Source organism: Luteitalea sp. (assembly GCF_022842525.1).
Taxonomy (GTDB): Bacteria; Acidobacteriota; Vicinamibacteria; order Vicinamibacterales; family Vicinamibacteraceae; genus Luteitalea.
Genome location: NZ_JALHPM010000081.1, coordinates 22,678 through 28,761 on the forward strand (window position 1 = coordinate 22,678; position 6,084 = coordinate 28,761).

Here is a 6,084-nt window from a genome sequence, read left to right on the forward strand (position 1 = left end):
TCTCGGCTGCCGGATCAGGCTCCGGGGCGACGGGTGGGCAGCAGGGCCATCCGGGCCATGGCCAGGGCACCGAGGGCGGCGAGGCATCCCAGCGTCGCGCCCGCGACGAAACCCACGGCGGTATTGCGGACCACGCGGCGGCTCTGCGGGGCGTTCGGGCGCGCGGCCTTCTCCACCACCTGCACGAAGGGCGACCGCAGCGCCGTGCGCATCCGGGCCACCTGGTAGCTCGTCGAGGCTTCCTCGAAGGCCTTCCGGGCGACATCGAACTCCAGCTGCAGGCGCGTCAGCGCCGCTTCCCGTTCATACAAGGTGGTGAGCAGGGGGAGTTGTGCCGAACTGACCTGCGCCACCTCCAGCATCCGATCCCGCTGCTTCTCGAGCGCCGCCAGCTTCGTGCGCGACTCGCCGAGCTGGACGTCCAGCTCCTTGCGGGCCGTGTTGACCTGCTGGCTCTGCACGCTGAGGCCGACGAGCGCGTCCTCGCCACCGCGCGGCCGAGCGGCCTCCTGCAGCGTGGCGCGGCCCTGCGTGATCGACTCGACCGTGGTGTCCAGCTCGGGCCGCTGGCTCACCTCGGCTTCGGCCCGGGCCAGCCGCCCGCGTTCCGCGCTGATGTCCACGAGCACCTGCAGGAAGGCGCCACGCTGCCCGAGGCTCGCATCCACGTCCTTGCGGAGCAGTTCGATCTGCGCCCTGGTCCGGAACGCCTTGAGCGCGGCCTCGGCCGCCGCGAAGCGCCGTTCGCCCTCTTCGGCGACCTGCCGCAGCCGGGCTTCCATGCCGCCGCCTTCCGCCTGGTTGATCTGGCGCGACTGCTCGACGGCCCGGGCCACGATCTCGTCCACGGCGCGACGGGCCAGGTCGGCATCCGGCAGGGTGACCCTCACCTCCACGAACGACGTGCGCACGATGGGCTCGGCCACCAGATGGGCCGCCAAGAAGCGCTCGGCCGTCAGGGAGTACGGCGGCTGATCCAGCTTGAGGTGCGCCAGCACCGCACTGAGGAGCGTGGTGCTCTTCACCACGGGCACCATCGTCTCCGGCACCGCCTCCACCGGCACGCCGCTCTCCAGGCGTGCGGGCATCACCGACAGCAACCCGGCCGCCTCGTACTGACGCGGCGACAGCAGGCTCAGGACGGCAGCCAGCGCGGCCATGCCTAGCGCCAGGCCGGCCACGAGCCACCGTCGGTCGAGAATCGCCGCGAAGTAGTCGATGAGCTCGAGCTCCCGCGCCGGGTCCGTCGACGCGAAGGGCGACGGCGGCGGGGGCATCGGGTGAAGGGGATCGACGGGAGAATTCATGACTGCCGGGTCGTGGCCAAACCCTGAGTATACCTGCTCGCGTTGGCGTCGAGGACGCCCTCGCGCCGGGGCACCAGCGCCCCGTTGAACCCGACGACGAGCAGGGGCAGGAGGCCGACGAAGCGGTGGTACTGCAGGGGCGTGAAGCCGACCTCGAAGGCCAGCGTCACCACGAAGATCCACGTCGCCACCGTGCGCGACCTGAGGTTGTACTGGAGGAACGCGAACAGCCCGCCGTAGACCGCCAGCAGCAGCGGCAGCGACCCGCGCATCAGCAGCAGCAGGACCCCCGAGTCCCCGAGATAGAGCGCCGGCGAGAAGCCCACGCCGATGGGCTGCAGGGGATGGTCGGACAGATAGCGGAAGTTGGCGGCGAGCAGGCCTCCCGACGCGTAGCGCGAGATCAGCCCGTTGGCCCGGTTGCCGAGCACCGCGTCCCGCACGATGGTGGCCATCTCGCGCGGACTGAGCCCCGACAGCAACAGGGCGCAGAGTCCGGTGCCCGTCAGCACCACGACCAGCACCGGCACGAGCCACCGGTGGCGTCGCAGCATCAGCACGAGCACCTGCAGCAGCGCCACGCACGTGAGCATCAGGCTGGTGGTCGAGCTGAGTCGCCAGAGCAGGACCAGGAATCCCAGAGTGGCGCCGGCGGCCAGCGGCGAGGGCCGGACCCGCCAGAACGTGAAACACAGATAGAAGAAGAGGTACATGACGAAGGCGGCCATCGAGTGGGTCGCAAAGGTCAGCACCGGCTTGTCCGACAGCACCACCATGTTGTGCAGCAGGCCCGGATAGAACGCGCCGTAGGCCTGCACGGCCAGGCGGTCGGCCCAGGGCAGGTCGAGGGCCAGGCCCGCGCCGAAGATCAGGCTGAGGCCCAGCACGAGGACCAGCGCCCCCTGCGTGGCCCCGGTCAGCGCCACGTCACGCAGATTGAGCGCCACCAGCACGGCCACGGCGCCGAAGATCGGGATGAGGCCTGGAGAAATCCTGGCGAAGGGGGAGAACAGGCTGGCGACCAGCAGCGACGCGACGCACGCCATCGCCAGCGTGACCTGCACGGGATGGCCGATGCCTCGGCGGCGAGCGAGCAGCGCCGAGAGCAGCACCGCCGTGCCGACGATCCCCACACTGCCCAGCAGCGGCGAAATCGTGCCGTTCACCGAACTGGGCAGGTAGACGGCGAACACCGCCGTGAGCGCGATCGCCCCGCGTGCCGCGCGGCCGGGCGTGGTCATCCCCTCGAGCTCTCCTGCGGCGGTCCAGCCATCGGCGCAGGATACGCCATGCCGGCCTCAGGGCGGCGCTTGCGCGGTGACGTGGAAGCGCTCGGCACGGCTCCAGTCACTCCACAGTCCGCTGGCGTCCTGGACCCGGACACGCCAGGCGTACGTCGCGCCGGCCCGGAGCCACGCGTGCAGGTACATCCAGTGGGTACTGATGATGGGCACCGGCGGCCCGTCATCGGTCGTGCCGAACAGACCGTCGGCGCCGGGGTTCGAGAAGGTGCCCTGCTCGTCGAAGCTGGCACTGATCGGATAGCGGCACTCGCGCGGCTCGCAGACCTGCACGTGGTACGTGATCAGCACGTCGCCGTCAGGATCGGGCGGCGCCACCCATCCGAGATGGAACGGCGTCCGCGCATCGACGGCCTCGCCCCCGACGCTCAGGGTCGGTTCGGGGGCTGCGGGACGATGGCGGGCCTCGTCGACGTGCCAGCGATGCCCGATGCGTACCTGGCGCGGTCCCGTGCTGCTGTCGCGGTAGACGAGTTGGACCGGCGCGGCCCCGGGCTGCGTGATCGACTGCGGCGCCGCCTGCACGTTGGAGTCCAGGGCCAGCGATTCGAGGGCAGCCGGCACGGGGCTCGACCCCGACAGCCTGACCCGCACGTGATACGCGAAGACCATCGCGCCGTCGTAGCTGTCCACCAGGTGCCCCAGCGGCACCGCGACCGTCGTCGTCCCCGCGAGTGCGTCGCTCGGAGCCGACCACACCGGCGTCCACCCGAAGGGCTCCACGCCCTCGAGGCTGAGCGCGTCGAAGCCCGCCGTGGCAGGGCCCGAGGTGCCCTGCACGAGCAGGCGGACGCCGCACGGGTCGCACGCGGCCAGCGCCTCGGTCAGGTCGACGCTGAGCACGGCCCCGCCGACGGGCGCCATCATCCAGGCCGTGTCCCACCGGACGCCATCGGCCGAGACCTGCACCGCGACGATGTCGCTGGCACTGGCGCGATAGAACGACCCGGCCAGTCGCGTGCGTGCGCCCGGCTGCCGCAGCGCGCTGAAGCGGTACTCGATGTAGCCCGGTGTCGACCCCGGCCCGTTGTGGACCGCCGGGCCGTAGTGCTCGGGGGTGAACGTGCGCAGGTTGCCGTCCGCCACGTGGAGGCCAGGGACGCGGAAGCGACCGCTGACCAGTTCAGACCAGTCGAAGTCGAAGCCGGTGCCCGAGGCGGTCACGTCGATGGTCACCGTCTCGCCGGGACCACCGGGCTCGACCGTCGCCCGCAACTGCCCGCCGACGACGGGCCATGGCGTCGCCACTTCGAAGATTGCGGTGCCGACCGGCGCGGTGCGGACCAGCCCGCGGGCGCTTGCGGCCACCCCATTCGCATCCCGAAGCCGCTCGAGGGCGTCCGGCTGTCGGCCATCCAGGCGCGAGGCCAGCACGCCGCCGCCGAGGACCGGCGGTTCGAGGCCGGGCGGCGAGACCAGCGACCCGTCCGCATAGCGCAGACCGGTGCGCACGGCAGGCGACAGCGTCAGGCGTTCCCCCGGTCGCAGGGTCAGGCCCATGCCCCGGCCCTCGCGGGTCAGTACCGAGGCCGGATAACTGAAGTGGCCCGGCGTCGTCCAGATGCCATAGGCGAAATCCTGCCGCCAGCCGCCCCGGGACACCAGGCCGGGGTCCGCGATGATGTCCTCGACGCCGGCCACGGTGCGGTTGTCGCGTTCGAGGAACAGCCCGTCCAGCGACGCATCGAACATGTGCCAGTCGCCGTCGTAGTACGCCTCCACCACCGTGTGGCGGTCCACGCCGAGGTTCCACATGCGGGCCGGCATCCCCGCCCGCTCGAACAGCAGTCCCAGGGCGCTCGAGATGTCGTCGCAGAACACGTAGCCGAAGCCGTTGAACACGACGACCGGATCGTGCAGGTCGGTGTTGATCGTGGCCGACCACCAGGGGACGTGATGGGTGCGCGCAAAGTGCCAGAGCGCGTGCGCCCGCTCGTCGGGCGTCGTCAGGCCGGCCGTCGCGCTGGCCAGGATGCGATCGACCGTCGACCAGTCCCGTCCCTGCTCGAAGAGCTCGATGCCCGTGATGGTCGTCGGGCCGATGTTCTCGATGGTGGTGACCTCGGGCGACGCGGCGGCATCCCCGAGTGCGGGCAGGCTGAACGTGGTGGGGCCAGACAGCGTGATGGTGTGCTCGCTCGTCGCGGCATCGCCCACCTTGACGCGGAAGCGCTGGGTCTCGCGCGCGCCGTCCACCCCAGTCGCCGTGAGGGTCACGGTGACCCACCCGCTCGCGCCCGGCTGAGGGCTCACGCGCACGCCGCGTCCGTCCACGATGCTGACGGCCGCGATTCCGGGCGCCGACGACTCGGCGTCGAGCCCGGCCAGCGTCTCCGCGGCGACGACGTCCTCGTAGAGGGTGGCGGCGCTGCCGCGCGCAAGGCGCCGCATGATGGGCGGCGCGAGCAGACGCCGCGGGTTCCGTCCTCGCGTGCTCGTGCCGGCCGCGAACGTCACACCATTGGCGGTGACGTAGTGCGACCGCTCGGCCACGAGGCGCGCTCCGGGCGTCAGCGCCTCGATCAGCACGCCGTAGCGGGTGCCGCCGGCGGCAGGAAAGATCGCGGCCACGTCCACGTTCGTCCGCGAGTCCGCCGGCACCTCGAGTGTGTGTATCAGCGGCAGGCCGTCCTCGGGCAGCAGCGACACGCGGACGGTCGCGTCCTCGTCGCCGACGTTGGCCAGCAGCACGAACGTGGCGTCCTGCTCGCCGGCCCGACTCTCCCCTCCGGCGAACGCCCAGACGGGTGAGGCTTCCGGCAGACCGGCCGTGACGTGGCTGGCGCGAAAGCCACTGCCGTTGCCGGGCCACCACATCGCCCGCTCGGCCACGATGGGCGTGCCATCCAGACTGCGGACCGCGAGCCCGACCGCGGTGGCGGACAACTCCGGTGCGGCATGGTTGACCCACACCGTGTAGCGCTGCTGGGCGCCCACCGTGTAGGTGCGGCGCACCGGCGCGCCAACGGGCCGCAGGAAGACGACCTCCACCTGCGTGGCGTGGCCCGTGGGATTCATCAGGAGCAGGAACGTGTTGAAGAACGTGCCCGTCGCCCCCTCGGCGAAGTACCAGGTGGGCTGCGGCTCCGACGTGCCGATCGCGGCATGGCCCGCCAGCAGACGGCCATCGGTGCCGACGGTGTACATCGCCCGTTCCACGACGATGGGGATGTCGGCGCTGAATCGGGTGGAGACTTCGGCGGCGGCCAACCGGGGGTGCTCCTGGTTGGCCCAGATGGTGAACCGCGAACGTGGCGCGATCACGTGCGTGCGATGCAGCGGGGCGCCGTCCGGAAACAGGTAGTGCACGCCGACCGTGGCCGGCAGATCGCCGGGGTTGGAGATCAGGAAGAAGAGCCGGAAGCCCGAGTGGGTTGCGCCCTCGGCGAAGAACCAGCGGCGATCGGCGGTGGACGTGGACCCTTCGGCGTGGGCGTCGGCAGATCCGCCCGACCACTCCATTGTCCGCTCGGCGA

2 protein-coding genes and 1 pseudogene are annotated in these 6,084 nt (G+C 71.4%); all 3 read right to left on the bottom strand.

Going from position 1 to position 6,084, the window contains the following annotated elements; translation table 11 throughout:
- Positions 1-14 precede the first annotated feature (14 nt).
- Positions 15-1,277: a Wzz/FepE/Etk N-terminal domain-containing protein gene (locus Q0C41_RS16595; RefSeq protein WP_291985403.1), complete on the bottom strand. Its 1,263-nt coding sequence runs from the start codon at positions 1,275-1,277 to the stop codon at positions 15-17.
- 26 nt (positions 1,278-1,303) lie between these two features.
- Positions 1,304-2,548 carry a hypothetical protein gene (locus Q0C41_RS16600; protein WP_291985405.1) on the bottom strand — a complete coding sequence of 415 codons (1,245 nt, stop codon included), beginning with the start codon at positions 2,546-2,548 and terminating at the stop codon, positions 1,304-1,306.
- Between the two features lie 57 nt (positions 2,549-2,605).
- Positions 2,606-6,084 (bottom strand): annotated as a pseudogene (locus tag Q0C41_RS16605) (hypothetical protein); the annotation flags it as partial.